Source organism: Chryseobacterium joostei (assembly GCF_003815775.1).
GTDB classification, from domain to species: Bacteria; Bacteroidota; Bacteroidia; order Flavobacteriales; family Weeksellaceae; genus Chryseobacterium; species Chryseobacterium joostei.
The window spans coordinates 1,957,022-1,977,760 of the sequence record NZ_CP033926.1 but is presented as its reverse complement, the minus strand read 5'-3'; the positions used below and the strand labels follow the sequence as shown (position 1 = coordinate 1,977,760).

17 protein-coding genes are annotated in these 20,739 nt (G+C 37.4%); 3 read left to right on the top strand and 14 right to left on the bottom strand.

Going from position 1 to position 20,739, the window contains the following annotated elements; genetic code table 11:
- Positions 1 to 51: 51 nt before the first annotated feature.
- On the bottom strand, positions 52 to 471 hold the full coding sequence (locus tag EG359_RS08940; protein ID WP_076352511.1) for a hypothetical protein: 420 nt from the start codon (positions 469 to 471) through the stop codon (positions 52 to 54).
- Between the two features lie 208 nt (positions 472 to 679).
- Between EG359_RS08940 and EG359_RS08935 the strand changes: the two genes are divergently transcribed.
- Positions 680 to 3,022 carry an outer membrane beta-barrel family protein gene (locus EG359_RS08935; protein WP_076352761.1) on the top strand — a complete coding sequence of 781 codons (2,343 nt, stop codon included), beginning with the start codon at positions 680 to 682 and terminating at the stop codon, positions 3,020 to 3,022.
- A gap of 9 nt (positions 3,023 to 3,031) precedes the next feature.
- On the opposite strand, the gene EG359_RS08930 is transcribed toward EG359_RS08935, so the two are convergent.
- Complete coding sequence (locus tag EG359_RS08930; RefSeq protein WP_076352510.1) at positions 3,032 to 3,487, bottom strand: hypothetical protein; 456 nt, start codon at positions 3,485 to 3,487, stop codon at positions 3,032 to 3,034.
- A 149-nt stretch (positions 3,488 to 3,636) separates the two neighbouring features.
- Between EG359_RS08930 and EG359_RS08925 the strand changes: the two genes are divergently transcribed.
- Both EG359_RS08925 and EG359_RS08920 read left to right on the top strand, forming a co-directional pair.
- Positions 3,637 to 4,743: an Mrp/NBP35 family ATP-binding protein gene (locus EG359_RS08925; protein WP_076352509.1), complete on the top strand. Its 1,107-nt coding sequence runs from the start codon at positions 3,637 to 3,639 to the stop codon at positions 4,741 to 4,743.
- Between the two features lie 48 nt (positions 4,744 to 4,791).
- Positions 4,792 to 5,040, top strand: coding sequence for a NifU family protein (locus EG359_RS08920; RefSeq protein WP_002977212.1), 249 nt, complete (start codon positions 4,792 to 4,794; stop codon positions 5,038 to 5,040).
- Between the two features lie 120 nt (positions 5,041 to 5,160).
- On the opposite strand, the gene EG359_RS08915 is transcribed toward EG359_RS08920, so the two are convergent.
- The 12 genes from EG359_RS08915 to EG359_RS08865 form a co-directional block, all read right to left on the bottom strand.
- A complete protein-coding gene (locus EG359_RS08915) occupies positions 5,161 to 5,589 on the bottom strand; it encodes a hypothetical protein (RefSeq protein ID WP_076352508.1) in 429 nt (142 codons plus the stop codon).
- Positions 5,590 to 5,597: 8 nt separating this feature from the next.
- Positions 5,598 to 6,680: an efflux RND transporter periplasmic adaptor subunit gene (locus EG359_RS08910; protein WP_076352507.1), complete on the bottom strand. Its 1,083-nt coding sequence runs from the start codon at positions 6,678 to 6,680 to the stop codon at positions 5,598 to 5,600.
- Positions 6,681 to 6,692: 12 nt separating this feature from the next.
- A complete protein-coding gene (locus tag EG359_RS08905) occupies positions 6,693 to 9,845 on the bottom strand; it encodes an efflux RND transporter permease subunit (RefSeq protein WP_076352506.1) in 3,153 nt (1,050 codons plus the stop codon).
- 14 nt (positions 9,846 to 9,859) lie between these two features.
- Positions 9,860 to 11,245 carry a TolC family protein gene (locus EG359_RS08900; RefSeq protein ID WP_076352505.1) on the bottom strand — a complete coding sequence of 462 codons (1,386 nt, stop codon included), beginning with the start codon at positions 11,243 to 11,245 and terminating at the stop codon, positions 9,860 to 9,862.
- 69 nt (positions 11,246 to 11,314) lie between these two features.
- Positions 11,315 to 11,722: an HYC_CC_PP family protein gene (locus tag EG359_RS08895; RefSeq protein ID WP_076352504.1), complete on the bottom strand. Its 408-nt coding sequence runs from the start codon at positions 11,720 to 11,722 to the stop codon at positions 11,315 to 11,317.
- A 161-nt stretch (positions 11,723 to 11,883) separates the two neighbouring features.
- Complete coding sequence (locus EG359_RS08890) at positions 11,884 to 12,273, bottom strand: DUF3060 domain-containing protein (RefSeq protein ID WP_084180325.1); 390 nt, start codon at positions 12,271 to 12,273, stop codon at positions 11,884 to 11,886.
- A gap of 166 nt (positions 12,274 to 12,439) precedes the next feature.
- Positions 12,440 to 15,478, bottom strand: coding sequence for a choice-of-anchor I family protein (locus tag EG359_RS08885; protein ID WP_076352503.1), 3,039 nt, complete (start codon positions 15,476 to 15,478; stop codon positions 12,440 to 12,442).
- Positions 15,479 to 15,620: 142 nt separating this feature from the next.
- Positions 15,621 to 15,770 (bottom strand): hypothetical protein, encoded by a 150-nt coding sequence (locus tag EG359_RS22425; RefSeq protein ID WP_164463055.1) that lies wholly within the window; start codon positions 15,768 to 15,770, stop codon positions 15,621 to 15,623.
- Positions 15,767 to 16,420 (bottom strand): NAD-dependent epimerase/dehydratase family protein, encoded by a 654-nt coding sequence (locus tag EG359_RS08880; protein WP_076352502.1) that lies wholly within the window; start codon positions 16,418 to 16,420, stop codon positions 15,767 to 15,769. The genes EG359_RS22425 and EG359_RS08880 overlap by 4 nt, the downstream gene beginning before the upstream one ends.
- Before the next feature lie 177 nt (positions 16,421 to 16,597).
- Entirely contained in the window at positions 16,598 to 17,482 is an 885-nt protein-coding gene (locus tag EG359_RS08875; protein WP_076352501.1) for a Ppx/GppA phosphatase family protein, read from the bottom strand.
- Positions 17,479 to 19,551: a polyphosphate kinase 1 gene (gene ppk1 / locus EG359_RS08870; RefSeq protein WP_076352500.1), complete on the bottom strand. Its 2,073-nt coding sequence runs from the start codon at positions 19,549 to 19,551 to the stop codon at positions 17,479 to 17,481. The genes EG359_RS08875 and ppk1 overlap by 4 nt, the downstream gene beginning before the upstream one ends.
- 122 nt (positions 19,552 to 19,673) lie before the next feature.
- Positions 19,674 to 20,642: a hypothetical protein gene (locus EG359_RS08865; RefSeq protein ID WP_076352499.1), complete on the bottom strand. Its 969-nt coding sequence runs from the start codon at positions 20,640 to 20,642 to the stop codon at positions 19,674 to 19,676.
- Between the last annotated feature and the right edge of the window lie 97 nt (positions 20,643 to 20,739).

The window sequence follows — 20,739 nt, the reverse complement described above, 5'->3', positions numbered from 1 at the left end:
TTTAAAATATGATATAAAATCCTACGATGGGCTGAAAGTTCACTTCCAAAACTATATTGCATTAATCATTACAATAGCATCATTCGTATTCACAATTCTATTATTCTCTTCACCTGTAGAAAGTGTTTTTTGAATAATAATATGATCAGGGTACGCCTGTACTGCAGCTAATATTCTCGGAAGATCTCTGGCTGCGCATAGGGCAGTATCACAACCTTTGGATTCAAGTTCTTCAAGTAAACTTTTTAGACTCTGTCCTGGTCCTATGATGTAATCTCCCATCCCGACAAAACCTACTTTCTTACCATCTTTTTCTAGAATATCGATAAAATCTTCAATTTCAGGATTTCCTAAAACTCTGAAATTTCCAGGAACCTGTACATATTCATCCTTAAGCAGAAAAGCATAGGCAATATTAATTGTATGTGATTTTCCTGTATCTGCTGCTCCCGATAAAGCTATTACTTTCATATGTCTTTATTTTTTTGTACTCAATTATTTCTGTCGTTTTAAATAAAAGGGTTCTAAAGATACATCTATCTAGGGCATATTTTAAGAATATTTTCAACAAGTTTAGGGATTGTAGAAGTACCTCTAGAATTGTTTTTAACATTAAAAATAAATGACCACATGTAACAAATAAATGTTATGGGTTGTCTTATTAAAAATAACCATAAGAATGAAGAGAACATTACTTTCAGCGATGATATTGTTGCCAATAGCCTTATTTTCTCAGACGATGACCGGAAAAATTACTCAGGCTGGAAGTACAGTTTCCTATGTTGAGGTGATAGCTGTTAAGGATCAGAAAAAGCAGACTGCCATTTCAGATGATAAAGGAAATTATGCGCTGAAACTTTTTGAAAACGGGAATTACAATATAAAATTAATACAGGATGGCACGGAAGTATCCAGTATGGATATTGTTGTAAATGGTGATATAAAGCAGGATTTTTTAATCGAAAGAAAAAACGAAAAACAGATTGAAGGCGTTACCCTTACCGCCAGAAAAAAACTGATCGAGAGAAAAGCAGACAGGCTGGTTTTTAATGTAAGCAATTCCGTGGCGTCACAAGGAATGGATGGAGCAGACGCCCTTGCAACAACACCCTTGGTAAAGGTGGATGATAATGCAGGAGTCTCAATTGCCGGAAAAAGTGGAGTATCAGTAATGATTAACGAAAGAATCCTGAATCTCTCATCCTCCGAACTTGTTACGTATCTTAAAAGCCTCAGGTCAGAAAATATAGAAAAAATAGAAGTCATTACCACTCCTCCGGCCAAGTATGAAGCGCAAGGGAACAGTGGACTTATCAATATTGTTCTCAAGAAAAATCAAAAGCTGGGATGGAGCGGAAGTTTGACAACAAGTCTTCAACAGCAGACCTATACCGCATTTTCAAACAGTGCAACGATCAATTATCAGAACGAAAAGCTTCGTTCTTCCCTAAAATTAAGGCAAAACAAATACGAAAAACATTCCTTTGAAAACTATTGGATAGAGGGAACGGAGGGACTTAAAAGTCATGATGACCGAAGAGATTTTGGAGATGGGCTTGGAGCTAATCTAAGTATTGATTATCAGTTGGGGAAAAAATCAAACGTCGGATTTATTTATGACTACGGATTTGGACATTCCAATATGGATATTGAGAATACCTCAGATTATTTTCAGAATAAAATCTATACCAGTACTTTATCTACCGATGCGGAACACAGAGGAAAAACTATTCAGCATACCGTAAGTGCATATTACGATCTTAAATTTGGAAAACAGGATAATAAACTAAGCATCACAGGGAATTATTTTTCCAACAACCCTAAGAGCATCATTGATTTTACCACAACAGAAAACTCTGGGAATAGTTTTGTGGTAAAGTCCCCATCCATGGTGGATTATAAAATATATTCAGGGCAGGCAGATCTTACGCTGCCTTATCAGTTTGCAAAGACAGAAGTAGGAGTGAAGTTCACTAATTTTGATAATAATTCAAGTATTTTCTACCAAAATCTGGATAATGGAAGTTATATTACAGACCCTTTAAAGAGTAATGAGTTTGAATATAATGAGAAAAACTATGCTGCCTACATAAGCATTGAAAAATCATTCAACGAAAAATGGTCCGCAAAGGCCGGACTTCGCTATGAATATTCTACAGTCAATGGAAACTCTCTAACATCCGGACAGCAGACAGAAAACTCCTATGGAAAATTCTTTCCAACTGCTTATGTAGCCTATAAAAGTGACGAAAATAATACATTCAACCTGAACTATTCCAAAAGGATCAACAGACCGGGGTTTCGGGCAATCAATCCATATCGCTGGTATATCAATATTAATTCTTACTTCACCGGAAATCCTTTGTTGAAGCCATCCATCAATCATAATTTTGAATTTTCACATGTTTATAAGGGAAAATTATCTACTTCTGTCTATTTCCAGAGAACACTGGATGCATTTGGTCAGGTAGCAAACCTGTCCGGAGAGAGTAGAACCAGTACATTTTTCAATTTTTATAACCAAAATAATATCGGGGTTACCCTGAATTATTCCGATACATTCCTGAAATTTTGGGAAGCGAACTACTCTGCAGATGTGTCCTATATGAGTACGGAGATTTTTGCAACCGATGCCTTATCTAAAAAAGGATATGGCTATGATTTTAATTTTCAGAATAACCTTTCCCTGAATAAAAACAAAACCATTCAGTTGATTCTTAACTATTGGTTCCGTTTGCCATCTAATTCCGGAAATGTTTATATGGATTTTGCAGGAAACTTTACATCTGGTCTTAAAATAAGCCTTATGGAAAAAAAGCTCCAGATTAATGCAACAGTGTCTGATATTTTCAAGCAAGCAAGAAGTATCGGGGAAATTTATTATTCCACAGGAACTCATTCCTACAACAATTATTATGATGCCAGAAGATTTACGCTATCTGCAACCTATACTTTTGGAAATAAAAAAGTGAAAGGTGCCGGCAGAAATGTAGACTTTGATGAAAAATACAGGGCGAATTGATTCGTGAAATCAGACCTCGCCTTCAAAAAAGTTATTAAGATATTCCACCTTATGACTTTCATACCTTGCAGTTCCCAGGTGCTTTTTCCATGCCTGGGACTCATGGTAAACTATTCCCATTTCCCAGACACAATACGTCGGGAGATGGGTTTTATTTCTGTCCCACACCTCAAAATTACCTGAACCATTATAGTAAACACTTTCCCACAATTCATTCTCACTGCGCCATGTACAAACCAAAAGCAGATAGTTTTCCCCACATCGATGCATGATGACAAATCCTAGATCATCAATGTTTTGAAAATTTTCCTGGGCGTTTTCAATACATACTTTAGCATGATGAATATCTTCTGAAGAAACCTCAGCAGGATCTTTTGCCAGATCATACCATTTAAATCTTGTTTTCCCAACAGTGAAGATTCCTTTGGGAGAGGCGTATTTGGATGGGTAAGCAGTAGTTTCCATAGATTTTGCTTTGAGGGTTGATCATAAGTCGGGATAAAAAACAGAATAAACAAAATTTTTAACGATCTGATTTATCACCTGATATTATAGATTTTATTGATTCTAAATTATCGAAAAAATCCGTAAATTTGTAAACAATTTATATTTATATGTTGACGAAAGAAAAGGTTCAAGATTTCCTTAAAGAAATAGAAGTAGACGATTTGGTGAATAATCTTCAGATAATGGGTAATGATGTTTATATTGACATGACTGCTCATTCGCCGGCAATGCACGAAAAGAAAAAGCTGGAGGCTGCAATGAAACAGGCTTTTGCCAGTGAGTTTGGAGAGGACATTAACTTAAAACTTAAAATAGCTTCCCCGGAACCTAGTGAAATTCAGCAAAGTCAGATCAAGGGTAAACAAATTCCCGGGATTCAAAATATTATCGCTATTGCTTCCGGTAAAGGAGGAGTAGGGAAGTCTACTGTTTCTGCAAATATGGCAGTAACATTGGCTAAAATGGGCTTTAAAGTAGGATTATTGGATGCTGATATCTACGGTCCTTCAGTTCCTACCATGTTTGATACAGAGGGAGAAAAACCTATTTCTGTAGAAGTAAATGGAAAGAGCATGATGAAGCCTATTGAAAATTATGGTGTGAAAATGCTTTCAATAGGATATTTTTCCGGAGCAAACCAGGCAGTAGTTTGGAGAGGTCCAATGGCTTCAAAAGCATTGAATCAAATGATCAGAGATGCTGCATGGGGTGAATTGGATTTCCTATTAATAGATCTTCCTCCGGGTACAGGTGATATTCACTTGTCAATCATTCAGGAGGTACCTGTAACAGGTGCGGTGATCGTAAGTACACCTCAGCATGTTGCTTTGGCAGACGTAAGAAAAGGGATTGCAATGTTCCAGATGGAAAGTATTAATATTCCGGTTCTTGGTTTAATCGAAAATATGGCGTATTTTACACCGGAAGAACTTCCTGAGAATAAATATTATATCTTTGGAAACCAGGGAGCACAATATCTTGCAGAAGATCTTGGAATTCCGGTATTGGGAGAAATTCCTTTGATCCAAAGTATCAGAGAAGCGGGAGATGTAGGAAGACCTGCAGCGCTTCAGGAAGGTTCTAAAATTTCAGAAATCTACACTGAAACTGCAAGAAAGATGGTAGAAAGCCTGGTAGAAAGAAATAAAAGTCTTCCGCCAACTGAAGCCGTGAAGATCTCTACAATGGCAGGATGCTCACCAAAGGCAAAATAATAATAACTTTCAATCAAATTTGAAAAAACCGAATTGAACTGAAAAAATATGGAAACAAACATAACGCACGAAGATACAGTAACAAGAGTAATGGAGGCTTTAGAAAGCATCAGACCGTTTTTGAATAAAGATGGAGGTGATATAGAGCTTATTGACGTGAAAGATAATCAGGTTTTTGTAAAACTTCTGGGTAACTGTTCCGGATGCTCGTTAAATTTTTCAACCCTAAAGCTAGGTGTGGAAAACACAATTAAACAACATGCACCGGAAATTGAAAAGGTAATCAACGTAGAATAATTATATCTGAGATATTTTTAAAGACAGGCTTTTATACAAGGCCTGTCTTTTTTGTTTTCTATAAAAAGGGCTTGATAACCAAAGTTACCAAGCCCTAAAACAATTAACCTAAAAATATAACTATGAATTTTGAGCTCGGAATTTATTGTAGCTCTCTTCATTTTCAAAATAGGCCACTTCGCCCCCATCACTGATCATTACAATATAGGCATCCGCCTTATCCACTGTTTTTCCACTGTACGGATCAATAGCTTCTCGGGCAGTTTTATCTGTTGGAATCTTTTTTACACACATCTCACAGCAGCCGTAATAAACCTTGCCGTTGTGGGGAACTTCCATTTGCTTTTTACCCATATAGGCATTATTCACCATGCAGACTGTTTCATTCGGAACGTGGCTGCCCTTTGCATATTGTCCGGAAGCTGTAGGTTGAGGTTTCTGTGTGGTCATAGGTTCCACATTTTTTATTGTCTCCTTTTCCTTATTACAAGCAAACAAAACGGTTGCACTGAAAAGAATGGTCCATGTGTTTCTAAATACTGCTTTCATTATTGATATTATTTAATTAAACTTCCTTCTAAAATTTCTTCGTTTCCTTTTTTGATGATCTGATCTCCTTCTGACAGTTCTCCAAACACCTCGATAGTATCATTCATGATTCTTCCCTTTTTGACAGGGATGAATTTTGCTTTTCCATTTTCTTTCTTGATGATATAAATTCCCATATTGCTTTCTACAACAGCAGATCTTGGAATGAAAAATGTTGCTTCGGTATTTTGTAAAGGAATCATGGACTCTGCAATCATAAATGGCTTTAATTCCTTAGAATGATTTACGAAATCAGCCTCTATCTTCTCAGAACGAAGTTTAAGATCCAATGAACCCGATTTTCTGGAGATCCTGGCTTTAAAGCTTTTTTCAGGAATAGCATTTACCCTGAATGAAATGGTATCCCCCACATTGAGGTAAGGAACACTGGCCTCAGAAACAGATAAACTCAGTCGCAATTTTGAGGTATTCTGAATAACCATGAGCGGAGTTCCGCTCATAGGTCCTACATAGGCTCCCAAATCTACATTTCGTTCTGTAATTACTCCACTAAAAGGGGCGCGGATCACCAGATAACGATTGATATCCTGAAGTTCGTGATAGGCCGATTTTGCTGCACTAACCTTTGCCGCATCGGAAAGCTTTCGGGCATTAATCTGGTCCAGTGCATCTTTTGCAATGGCGCCCTTGGTCTCATTGGCCCTATACATTCTTTCATAACTTGCTTTTGTTGAGGCGTATATTGCTTCCTGTGCCTGCCATTTGGCCTTAGCATTAGCGGCCTGAGATTGTATTTCCGGAGCTTCCAAAACCATCAGAACTTGCCCGGCACTTACGTAGGTTCCGATATCTACATTGATCTTCTTTACGTAGCTCTGTACTTTAGCAAATAATGCCGTTTCCTGATCAGGAACCAGTTCTCCGGGAAGTTTAAGCTCAACTTTTGGATTACTTTTTTTAATGCTTACCGTTTCCATGTTGTTCATCATCATGGGCTTCATTTCTTGTTTGGGAGCTGTTTTTTTTTTGCTGCAAGATGCCGGGATCATCATAAGACTCAGGATAGCAGCTGTATATAATATATTTTTCATTGAATGTAAAAATTATAAGTTGGAATTAGAATAATGGATGCTTTCTTCATCTTCAGGATCTAAAGACGGAGAAATAATGCTGGCGTTGTTTTGTATCCATCCGAAAACAAGTGGAAGAATAACCAGAACAGAAAACGTTGAGAAAATAAGCCCTCCAATTACGGCACGGCCCAGCGGTGATACCTGATCTCCACCTTCTCCGAAACCTATCGCCATGGGAAGCATTCCGGCAGCCATAGCCAATGTGGTCATAATGATCGGACGGATACGGAGTTTGGCAGCCTCAATAGCAGAATCTAATGCATTCCCTGTTGATTTTCGGATGGTTTCTGCATTACTGATTAATAGAACAGCATTGGCAATGGAAACTCCAACGGACATGATTAATCCCATATACGACTGAAGATTCAAGGTAGAGCCTGTAAGCTTTAATAATGTCAGTGATCCTACGATAACAAACGGAACCGTTGTTAAAATAACCAATGAAACACGGAAAGACTGAAAAGTAGCTGCCAGCATCAGAAAAATTACCGCTGCTGCAATAAGAAGTCCTGAAGAAAGGCTGTTCATGGTTTCATCCAATACAGGAGCCATTCCGGAAACTTCAATGTTTATTCCTTTCGGAAGTTCACCAAGAGATTCAATGGCTTTCCTTACATCCTTGGAAGCCTGTTCCAGATCGGTCTTATGGAGATTGGCTGTAACCGTGGTGTAACCCATTGTCCCCAGATTATAACTTTCTCCCAATTCCTTTGATGAAGTAATGGTGGCAACATCTCCCAAAACAGGTCTGTCAGAATTTTTGGACAGTGGAATATTGGCCAACTCTTCTTTACTGTTAAGGATGTTCTGCGGGGTCTGTACCTGTACATCATAAGCAATTCCCATCATTCCTCCTACCCAGAAGTTTTTATTGGTATAGCGGGTAGAAGCGGTGGCTGTCACTAAAGATTTAGCAATATCCTGAGCGTCCAGTCCCAATTGAGCCGCCTTTACTCTGTCAATATTAATCTGTAAAGCAGGATAGTTCATAGATTGGGGGATTTGCTGATCCCGCATGTATTCAATTTCTTTGATCTTGGTTAAAAGCTTTTCTGCATACATACGGTTCATCTTTTTCATCATCCCTGAAATTCTTATTTCGATAGGGTTATTCGTCCCTTGACTTAGAATTTTTTCAGTTAACTCAATAGGTTCAAAAGAAATCTGAAGATCAGGCATCTTTTCCTTGTAATACGTTCGCAGCTCATCCTTTAATTCATCAGAATTACCATTAAATTCTTTCAGGGCAACCTGCATTAAAGCTTCATGAGGACCTGCATTATAAAGGTAGATTGGGCTTACAGCAAACGTAGATGGATGTTGCCCGATAAATACAGAAGAAATGGCAATGTTGTCTTTTCCAACCTTACTTTTAAGATGTTCAAGGAATTTTTTAACCTTTATTTCTGTGACTTCAATACGGGTTCCTTCTGCAGCTTTGATACGAACCTGAAACTGACGTGAGTTTACAGTAGGTAATACATCTTTTCCAGTCACTTGATAAAGTCCAAATCCAATGCACAAAACAATGACGAGGCTAAGGCTTACAATAGGCTTTCTGCGTTTCATCAGAGAAGATAAAAACTCAGTGAAGCGGTCACGGAAACGGGTAAACCAATTCGGTTTATGATTTTCACAGGTTTTAGGATCATGTTTCATCATCCAGTTGGCCATTACCGGTACAAAAGTTTGTGATAAAATAAAGGATACAATCATTGAAAAGCCTATCGCCATTGCCAAAGGCATAAATAACGATCCCGGAATACCACTCATCATAAATGCCGGAGCAAATACAGCTAGAATACAAAGCATGATTAGTAATTTTGGAAAGGCAATTTCCTTACAGGCATCCCAAATAGCTTGTGCGCGGGTTTTTCCCATGGCAAAATGCTGGTGAATATTTTCAATGGTAACGGTACTTTCATCTACCAGAATTCCTATGGCAAGAGCAAGTCCGGACAAAGACATAATGTTAATCGATTGTCCAAACAGTTTCAGAAACAATACCCCCGAAATAATGGAGATAGGAATTGTCATAATAACAATCAATGCAGCTCTGCGATCATTAAGGAATAACATTACCATAAGCCCTGTCAGTAAAGCACCCAGAATTCCTTCAACAGCTAAGCTTTTCAGGGCACTTGAAATATAAACCGATTGGTCAAATTCATAGGAAATCTGTACATCATCAGGCATATTTCTCTGAATCTTCGGTAATGATTCTTTGAGCTTATTAACGACTTCAAGAGTGGAAGCATTGCTGGCCTTGGCAATATTGATGTACACAGAACGTTTTCCATCAATCAATGCATAGCCGGTGGCTACATCTGCTCCGTCTTTTACGATGGCTACATCCCGAACATAAACATTATCTGCTGTTCCTTTGAAAAGAGGAATGTCTCCAAGTTCTTCAACCTTTTTTACCGTATTGTTTGTAGGAGTAAGATAATTGGTTTCTCCTATATACACATTTCCTGATGGGGAAGTGATGTTATTCCTGCTTATGGCTTCTACCACCTGTTCAGGAGATAGATTATGTGCGCGCAGTTTAATTGGATTCACGTTGACTTCTATGGTACGCGGGCTTCCCCCAAACGGCGGAGCAGTAGTCAATCCAGGAATGGCAATCAGGAAAGGACGCGCATTGAAATTAGCGATATCCTGCAGCTCATTATTGATTTTTGTATTGCTTCGGAAAACAAGTTGTCCTACAGGTTGTGAAGAGGAGTCAAAACGAATAATAAACGGTGGCGGTGCCCCGGGAGGTAAAAATACCTGCGAACGGGTAGAAAGCGCATTGATTTGTGCAATGGCTTCCCCCATATTGGTCCCCTCATAGAAATTAACTTTCATCAGGGTGAGTCCCTGGGTATTTTTAGATTCAATACTTTTTATTCCGTTGGTAAACAGAAGCATATTCACATACATTTTGGTGAAATATCCTTCCATCTGCTGGGGAGTATATCCATTAAAGGAATGGGCAACATACACTACAGGAAGATCCATCTCGGGGAGAATATCTACCTTGACTTCTTTGGCTGCCTTGATTCCGAAAAACAATAGCCCCAATACCAATACCATTACAGATATTGGTCTGCGTAATGCAAACTTTATAAGATTCATATGTAAATTTTTGGTTAGTGGGTAATTGCTTTTGTAATCATGGAGATATCTCCTTTAGATGCTGCAATGAGTACAACGGCCTGCCAGGAATTGTTTTGAGCAATTTCATAATTAATCTCAGCACGGTTCAGAAGATACAAAGCCTGCGTAAAGTCTACAATCGTCGTTAATCCGTTTTCGTACAGGGCTTTTTGTTGATGAAAGGCATCGCTAGCAGCCTGAAGTTGTATTTTGGATTCAGCGACTTTTGTTACTGCATTTTTGTATTTCAATTCAGAAAGGCTCTGTTGATTATGAAGTTCCTGCTGTAACTGCTGATAGTCAAAATCCAATGCTTTTGTAAGCAGTTTCTGCTCATTTACCCTGGAATTGTTTCTGTAAAAGTCAGTAAGGTTCCAACTAAGATTGAACCCCACAATATAATTCATTCGGTCTACCCCAATCCCTTTCAAATAAGATAATGAGTAAGCAGAATTATCCTGAACATAATTGGATTCAAAACCGGATCCACGCCCCTGAAATGTTCCAAAAAGAGAAATAGATGGTAAACCTACGGTATGTAAGTAAGCTTCCTGTTGTTTACTTTTATTAATTTTTTGAGCAACAAAAAGAGTGCTGGGATGGTTATTCAAAGCTGAGGTTTCCTGAATTAAGTAAGGCGTATTCTTACTGAAATAATGATCTAATTGATAATCATTGAAATTTTCTGCCAACAGGTCTGCCAGTTTTTTATTGTATTCCAGCACATGATCATTGGCATTGATGATCGCGGTTTGAGCGCTAGACATTTCTGCCTTTGCCAGAGAAGCATCTACTTCAGGGATCAATCCGCTGTTGGCCCTTGCCTGAGCAATGGAATAAATAACCTCTGAACGTTTATGATTTTCGTGCTGTACATTTTCAAGACGCTGGCTTACCAAAAGATTAAAGTAAGCAGCCGCAGCCTTTATCTGATGTTGAAATACCTCCTGTTTTAAGTCCGCTTTTTGTAGTTCTGTGTCGGCAATTTCCATATTTTCTTTTGTGGCAAGCTTTCCAAAAGTGTAGACATTCCAATTGATATTGGCCAGATACAGACTCCCGAATCCTGCATTCCAGTTTTGCTCTGCCAAAGGCATGGATGTAGAGGCAATTCCAGCCCCTCCCATATTGTACATAGGACCGTTTTGAGCATTGATGGTCCCAAAACTCTGTTGAGCCATTAGGGTAACTTCCGGAAGATAGTAGGTTTTTTGAAGTTGAAGCCTTTCATTGGAAGCTTTTATATTGATTTCTTTTTTTTGAATGGACTGGTAATTTTTTTCGGCCCTTAGAAGTACATCCTCCAAGCTCGTGAATTGAGCAAAGGATAGGGCAGGGCAGCCCAGCCATAAGATGAGTGCTCTGAATGATAAATTCATAGAATATTTTTAGAATTAAAATTGAAAAATAGTTGTCCCCATCGGGATCAGAGTATGATTCAATCTATTCTAAATTCTATAAACGCAATGAAGAATGAAAAGGGAGGGGTAATTGAGATGATATTTTGAGGGATCAAAATAGGAGGAATGGTTTTCAGGATCAATAGCTATTGCCTGATCAAATACGGTCCCGAGATTGTAATACGGAATGGATGCTGATAAAAACTTTACCGGTGAATTTTTGTAAGAATGGGGAAGATTATCTTCTTTACAGATTTTTTTTACTTCCAGCTTACAGCATTTGCCATGGTTTTTTTCTTTATTGGCACTGCATTTCGGGCAGTCCAGATCAGAAAGTTTTTTTAAGCCCAGATGTATTTCACTTGAGTTTCCTTTGCATACATGCCTGCTGGTAGTAAACCCTGAGGAAACTACGATGTAAAGGAGGATAAACAATATGTGAAAGACTCTTTTCATTTCGCGGGATAAAATTAGAATGAATAAGAGTGAGTGTGTTATATAATTATGGAGGAAGTTTATATTTTTAAGGAAAAAGTTTCTCCACAAAATGAAATGATAATGTATTTCAAAAATAAAGGCCTAGATGAATAATCCAAGCCCTATTTTGATTAAAATTTTTATTGTTTCACTACCTTATTTCCTACACCGGTAAGAGCAGTTTCTGGTTTTCCTGTTTTTGTTGCGGCTGTTTTGTAATACACCGTGTTATTTCCACCTTCTAAGGCCACTTTGTCTACTCTGTCAATGTATACTTTGTTTCCGGTTCCTGAAACGGAAATCTTTTTTGCATTTCCTTTGATGATTACGGTATTATCCCCTCCCGAAACCTCAACTGTTCCGCCATTAAGGGTATAATTGAGCTTATGTCCTACTCCTTCTACCTGTATTTTTTTGTTATCAGACTGTTCTACGCCTTTGGTAGATTCTGTCTTTCTGGATTGTGAGAAAGCTTTGCCTGTTCCTAGAAATAGAATGGCTAAAATAGCTGCCATTTTAATATTTTTCATTTTGAATTTGGTTTTTGTTCGGGATAAATATAGATATAAAATAATTTTCTCATTGTTAATCAAAAGTTAAATGATGATAATTTTTGATAGGAAAATCTTTGTATAATAAACCTAAATAATAAAAAAGCTCCCAAAAGGGAGCTTCAATTAAATAATAAAATATCAACTACTTTACAATAATTCTCTTCAGGTGTCCTTCCGAGGTTTTTACAAGATAAACTCCTGTAGAAAGGGTTGAAGTAGGTATTGTTAAGGCATTTTTCTCTTTTCCAATCAGTTTTCCTGACATATCATATAATTCGTAGTCCTGTTTTCTGTTGAAATATAGTGTATTTCCTTTGTTTACAGGATTGGGGAACACATTGAATGTTGCCTTTTCTGACGTTACCTCACCGGTTCCTAAGGTAGGGGGCACAGTCACTTCATACATAGATAAGGTTCCGCTCAGTTCATTGGCAATGATGACGTATCCTTTATTAGTTGTGGTATTTTCAGGAGCAATATAGATAATTCCTTCGGGGCCGTTGTCTCCTCCATATGCTGAAGTAGAACGGGAATGTTTATAATCTGTAAAGGTAGGATTGCTTGGATCTGTAATATTGTAAACCATTACCCCTCCTGTTCTTTCCAATGTGATGAAAGCATAGGTTTGTCCGTTGATGGTTCCCAATGCTACTCCTTCCGGTTCGGGACCTTTTGCACGGCTTCTACTTTTAATAGTGTTGGATTCGTTATCGGCATTGAAAATTAAAGGATGATTCGCTGCAATATATCTTTCAAACTGATCTCCACTGTCATAAACTTGTTGTCTTGTATCTGCATTAAAGATGGAGAATGAGCGTGCTCCCAAGGCTGCAATTTCTTCAAAATCTGCATCGCCATCCGTATTTCCGGTAGCTGATGATACCCTGAATCTTCCAAGATTATGTGAAGCTTTTAATAGGTTGGCATTAGGGAAAATAGCAGGATCTAACGTATAATTATTAGTTCCTATTGTTGTTCTTTCACTATATCCGGGAAGATCTTTTTCATCTCCCTCATTGGCGGTTATGATATAATTGGTGTTTCCAACCTTGTAGTTTTGCACGGCATCAGGAATGTAATAAGCTTTTACAGGCCAGTTGGCAATAAGAACCTCTCCATTATTGTCTGAAGCATCAAAACCATTACCCGGAAGACTCATATCCTTTTTACCTAGCCCCCAGACGCCGGTTATAGTCTTAGTAGTAAGATCAACCTCAGCAATGGCATTATTTTCCTGAAGGGTTACCCATGCTTTTTTGCTGTCTGCATTTATCGTAACATATTCAGGTTCCAGATCCTGAGATAAGGTATTGTTTGTTCTCACTTTTCTTAAGCCCGTAGCGGTTAAAGCGGCAACCTGAGAATCAAAACTGTTAAAGTTTAAAGTTGTTACATTACTTTGCGCAAGATTAGCAATTCCTCCCGAAATATCAATAATACTGATTGTACCTTCTGGATCTACAGTGTAGGCATCATTAGGTTCTCCTTCATTGGCTGTAACCACTTTTGTTCCGTCAGGCGTAAAAGTAATTATGTCCGGTAAAGCACCTACGGTAACCTGTTTCAAAAAGTTTCCGTTAATATCAAAGAAGACTACAGATCCATTTTGTTGTGGGTTGACATTGGGAGAAGCTGCAGCAATAATTCCATTTTTTACGGCAATACTTGTGATACCCCCATAAGGAGCCATGTTTACCGTTTTGATAACCGATGGAGTAGTAGGGCTGCTAAAATCAATAATATCAAAAACGTCTGTAATGGAACTGATGGTAAACAGTCGTTGCGTGGCCTTATCATGAACTACAATTTCTGTAGAGCTGTTATTGTTTCCGGATGGGTCAAAGCTTCCGATATAGTTCAATTGTATCTGATTGGATGGAACAGGGGCTGGTTTATCATTATCAATAATATAAACTGTTGCTGAATTATCACCTGAAATTGTTGCCCCTGTCGGATTTTCAAGACTTACTACAAAATACTCCGCTTTTTGTTCCTCCAATGTATCATCAATAATAGGAATATTTACGGTATAACTTGTTGTAGAAGAATTGATATTAATGGTTTGATTGGCCAAAGTAAAATCATTACTGTCTGCGGTACTAAATGGTGCCGGTTTCACCACCAAATTTACGGTAGCCGTTGATGGGTTGGCTACATTGATCTTAAAGGCCAAGTTTCCTGCATTTTCCTCAACTTTTATAAAGTTTTTATCAAGTGAAATCGAAGTTCCGGCAGTTATAAATGTACTGGAAGTTATTGTAGTTACCGCATTATCACTGAAATCTTCTACAGTATTGGGCTTAAGTGCTAAATAATAGACTTGCCCCGGTACCAAGCCGGAAGTAGGGATCACAGTGATTGTGTTATTACTGAAAGTAGTAGTAAAGGGAACTTGTGTACCTGTAGAATTTCCCAGACGAAGTTCTACAATATTTTGTGCATTAGAATCGTTAATCGCAGAATTGTCTATAAGTCTTACATTTTCATTAAAGGAAATGGTAGGATTTACAGTAGTGGATGCGTTATTTGTATTGTTTGAGGGAAGATAACTTGTAGTAGGAGGAGTGGTATCAATACCTCCGGCAGGATTGGCATCCACCGTGAAATTATCAAAACGATTGTTGCCGCCAGTTCCGCCTCCTGTTGCCGAGAATTCAACCTTTAATTTGAAGTTCGGATTATTGGAAACTCCCGCAACGGCAGAAAAATCAAAAGTGATCAATTGCGGATTGGCATCCTGGGGAGTAACGGTTTGATAGGGAACAAAAGTAGTCCCATCTGTTGTATAGGACCATGTTTGTGTTCCTGCTCCTTGTGTAGATTTTCTGGTGGTGAATTTTACCACAACATTATTATATCCTGTGGTTGGCAGATTGAATTGTAATGCTCCGCCAATCGGATTGTTGAATCGTAAATGGGTTCCTGATGCATCCCCATTTCTGGCATTTAAATTATCAATATTAAAATTTTGTCCGGTACCGTTGGCAAAATCTACCACACTTGTCCCACCGGCTATGGCCATAAGAGAGCCATTCGCCAACGTAGATGATGGCGTAGTGATGGAAGCTGAGGATGTATTATTATTAAAATTCCAGTAATGAATCAGTGTCTGTCCGAAAAGTCCGCTCTGTAAAAAGAATGCGGCTATAACAGACCCTTTTAATAAGTAGTTGTTGATCATTTTTTACTTCAGTTAGATGAATACAAAAATGAACTTTATGTTTCGCAACTATTTTAATGGAATTTTAAGAAATGTTTAAAAAATAGGTTTATTTCTGATAAAATATAAAATTACTGATAGACTCATGTATTTTAGGATTCAGCTACTTTGCAGGCTTACCGGAAAAATTCAAAATTGCTCCTGATTTTCCTTCTTCCAGGGGATGTTTCTGCATATAGAGAAACCCTGAAATGGCGGTCAGAAGTAAGAGTACAAAAATAACCAGAATAATTCTTTTTAACATGTCTCTCATATCGCTAAATTTTTAATATCTCGAATTTCTAAAGTTGAGGTAGGATATCCTTTTTCTACAGCATTAATCATCGCTCTACCCACTTCGTGTAAAGTTAATGATTTTGACGGTAAAAAAATAGGGAAAATCCAAATAAAAGGTTTAAAAAACCATTTTACATTCAATTGGCCATCAACAGGTTTCATAAATCCGGGACGAAAATTGTAAGCGCCTTTGAAATTCATTTTTTTTAAGGCATTTTCTGTTCTGCCTTTTACTCTTGCCCACATAACCTTTCCGCTTTCTGTACTATCCGTACTGGCACCTGAAACATAATTGAAGACCATGTCTGGATTTTGGTGTAGAACAGCTTCTGCAAAATGTACGGTAGTATCGTAGGTAATTTTGGTGTAATCTTCTTCATTCATTCCTACGCTGCTGATTCCGGCACAAAAGAAGCAGGCATCATAGCCTTTTAGGTTTTCATCATGGATGTCAATAGATAAGAAATCAGAAACGAGGTATTCTTTAAGTTTAGCATGCTTTTTTCCGGAGGGTTTTCTGCTGATACTAAGGATTTCAGAGATATTAGGATTCTCAAGACATTCCATTAAAATACCTTCGCCTACCATTCCTGTAGCCCCTGTGAGAATTATTTTGATTGGATTCATTGTTTTGCAATTGATGGTTGTATGACGTTTGGTAAGGAGATTTTACTTTAATTTTTTTATTAAATTTTTAAATAAAAATCAATAGGAGCAAACTTCGGTCCGCTTTTACTATAATCTCTTTAAAAAAGAAAACCGAACAAAAGATTGTCCGGTTTTGAAATAGATTATGCTTTAAAACTATATTTTATGCTGTAACTGACTGTAGATGTTCTGAATCAATCCGTCTGCAACAGAAATTTTCGGAACAAAGATTCTGTTGATATCAGCCCAGGACATCACATTATTAAAAATATTTAATGCGTGTACCAATACATCAGCCCTGTCTTCTCTAAGACTATGTTTTGTCATTCTTTCTTCTACAGAAAGTTCATTGAATTCTTTGTACACCTTTTTCAAATGAGAAGAGGACATGGGCTTTCCATCCTTGGTTTTACTCATGGAAAACACTTTATTGATATTTCCTCCTGACCCAATGGCAACAATTGGTTTTTTGCTGACAATATTTTCCTTGATTTCATCTTTCATTTCTTTCCAATTATCCTCTGTGACAAGATTATTGAGAAGACGGATGGTTCCTATATTGAACGATCTTTCGTACATCATTTTACCGTTTTCATAGAATGTAAGTTCGGTAGAACCACCTCCTACGTCAATGTATAAATAAGCGAAATCTTTGTCAAGCCCCTCTGCTACATGGTTTTCGTAAATAAGCGTGGCTTCTTCGTCTCCGGAGATGATTTCAATATTGATGCCTGAGGCTTCCTTTACTCTTTCTATGATTTCATTTCCGTTTGCTGCATCACGCATGGCGCTGGTGGCGCAGGCTCTGTAATGATCTACCTTATAGATTTTCATCAGATCACTGAATATCTTCATAGAATCAACGACCATTTTCTCTCTTTCTTCACCAATCTTTCCAATGGTGAATACATCCATTCCTAGTCTCAGAGGGATTCTCAGGAGATTGAGTTTAATGAATTCGGGTTTTTTATTATTTATTTTTACCTCATTAATCAGAAGTCTGGCTGCATTACTTCCTATGTCTATTGCTGCTATCTTCATTTTTTGCTCGTTTTAGCCTTTAAATATTTATAGGTTTCTATTTGTGAACGACATTCCTTTTTGTCGTTTCTTACATACTCGTTGCTTAGTTTTTTGTCTAGTATTCTTGCTTTTACATTATCCCTAAGCTGGATGTCAAGAATATCCTTTAGTTCCTTTTTAAGATTTTTATCTGTGATCTTGGCGGCAGCTTCAATTCTGTAATCAAGGTTTCTGGTCATCCAGTCAGCAGAGGAAATATACATATCTTCTGCTCCTTTATTGTAGAAATACATTACTCTGGCGTGTTCCAGATATTCATCTACGATACTTATACCTTTAATTTTTTCCTTAAAATCTCTTTGGTTAATAACGCAGTAAATTCCTCGTACAATTAATCTTACAATCACTCCGGCTTTTGCTGCATCGTATAGTTTTTCAATCAAGAGTCTGTCACTTAAAGAATTGGCCTTGACGATAATTTCGGCTTTTCTTCCCACTTTAGCCTCTTCAATTTCCTTATCAATGTGATGAACGATCTTCTCACGCATAAACTGCGGACAAACCAGTAAATTTTTACAAGTTTTTAATACCGGAAGGTAATCATCCTTTGGCTTTTTCAGTACATTGAATACCTTATTAATATCGGCCATGATACCACGATCTGCAGTAAGAAGCAAGTGGTCACCATAGATTCTGGCCGTTTTTTCATTAAAGTTTCCGGTACTCACAAACCCATATTGAATTGTTTTGTTATGGGCTCTTTTCTTGATAACACAAAGCTTGGCATGAACTTTTTTGTTGGGAAGGCCTACAAGAACTGTAATTCCCTCCGGTTCCAGCATATCTTTCCATTCCAGATTGGATTCTTCATCAAATCTTGCCTGAAGCTCAAGCATTACAGTAACTTCCTTACCGTTTCTTGCGGCATAGATCAATGCATTGATGATCTTTGAACTGCTCGCCAGACGATAAGCTGTGATTTGTATGGATTTTACATCCGGATCCATGGCCGCTTCACGAAGAAGATCAATAACCGGATTGTATTTATGATAAGGAAATGTAAGCAATACATCCTCCTTTAAAATAACGTCCGTTACTCTTTCACCATGTTCAAATGCCTGATGGGTAAAAGAAGTTCTTTCCACAGGTCTTGCATAGGTTTCAAAAACATCAGGGAAGTCCATGAAATGTTTGAAATTATGAATTTTTCCTCCCGGAATAATACTGTCTTTTTTGGTTAAATTCAATTTTCGGATAAGGAGCTCCAGTAAGGCTTTATCCATGTCCTTGTCAAAAACGAATCGGGTAGGTTTTCCTTTTCTTCGGTTTTTGAGTCCTTTTTCTATTTTTTCTGCAAAGTTGGTACGGATGTCATTATCCAGATCCAACTCAGCATCTTTAGTAACTTTAAATGCATTTGCTGCAAATTCATCATACCCGAAATAAGAGAAAATATGGGGGAGGTTGAATGTAATTACATCTTCCAGAAGCATTACATTTTTTTCTTCCGGATCTTCAGTAGGCAGCAAGACAAATCTTCCTACAAAACGTGACGGAATTTCAATAATGGCGTAGTTACTGGAATACTGCCAGTCTTTTTTTCTCATAGCAACCCCCAGATAGAGACTTTTATCTCTCAGGTAGGGCATTGGGGTATTTTCGTGAAGAAGAATAGGAATCACATTGGATTCTACCACCTCATCGAAATATCTTCTTACAAATTCCTTTTGATTTGCGGTTAGGTTTTTAGAATTTTTGATGGAAACTTTATGGTCAGCCATTTCAGCCTGGATGTTTTTCCAGGTTTTGTCGAAGTTCAGCTGCTGCCTCATTACAATTTCGTTGATCCTTTGAAGAATCTTGGAAGGAGGCTGGTAAAAAGACTCTGCAATGACTTTTTCCTTAAAATCCATGGCACGCTTTAATCCGGCAACACGCACTCTGAAAAACTCATCCAGATTATTGGAGAAAATTCCAAGAAAACGTATTCTTAAATGCAAAGGAACCTTTTCGTCCATGGCTTCCTGTAAAACCCTTTCGTTAAAAGCAAGCCATGTAATATCTCGTGGATTAAAGTGTAATGACATTCTAAATGTATATATTTTATCAAAAATAATAATTCGTAAAGTTTCTGGCTCTATTTATTAGGTTAAACTTTGATTAATTTTAGCAATTCCTGAGCCTGTGTTATTTCAAGGGATAGATGTCTTTATGACTGATGATAGGTTTGCAGCATCTTTTTTATTTCCTCTACTTTTTTATACATTTTGTTGAAGAAAATATGCCTGGCTTTATTGTTGGCAGAAAGAAGTTCCGAGTTTTTCAAAATTAGTTCAAGACTTTTTTCATAGTTCCCACAGACTCTCTCATCCAATGTGTAATAATAGCTCAGAATATTGTAGGGTAAAAAGAGCATTTTCTGGTCAGAAAATCTTATAAAGACACTATTATTCATGATCAGAAGGTCGTTCTGATATAATTTGAGTGATCCTTTTTTCTCACTAATGACTTCTTCTTCTATTTGAGTAAGCATTTCTGTAATTTCTTCACAAATCTTTAGGGCGTTTTCCGTGTTGATTGATTCTAGTTGATGAAAATAAATGATTTGCTCAAGAAGAGTATAGATGGTAACATTACTCCATACTTCCGTGGAATTTACATCGTTATACACCTCAGATAAAAGAATCGCTTTCTGACTGATTTTTTCAGGAATTTCAAAGTCTTCGAAACTGATTCTCTGAGAGAAAAAGACAACATCCATCAACTTTAGCCATGCATAGATTTTGAATTTTCTCAAATTCTCAAACCTCATAAAATAAAAAAGCGGAATATCCTTGGCAGCATAGATAAATTCTACATCAGGATTATTTTTAACTTTCTGTAGGTTTCTAATGGAGGAATCGAAATACATTTCCAGATCATCAATATTATAAATATCATGAATCTTGTTCAAAACAGCGTTATTCGGTGCTGAGTTGTGAATCAAATCCAATGAAACCCCAAAATGAGAAGCCAGCGAAATGCCTTCATTCAGGGTGATATGGCTTCTGCCACTGATTCTCCTGTAAGCAGTATCATTGGAAAGTGCCAGTTTGTCAATCATGATATCTACCAGGTTTTTTTTTCCTCCGGATTCCTTTAATAGTAATTCAAAAAGGTTTTTCTGATAATTTTTCATGGTAATTAGTGTTTTTTTATCAAAAATATCTAAAAAAAACAAATAATGGTTAATTTTTAGACAATTAATCTTATTTATATCCCTGATCTATGATACA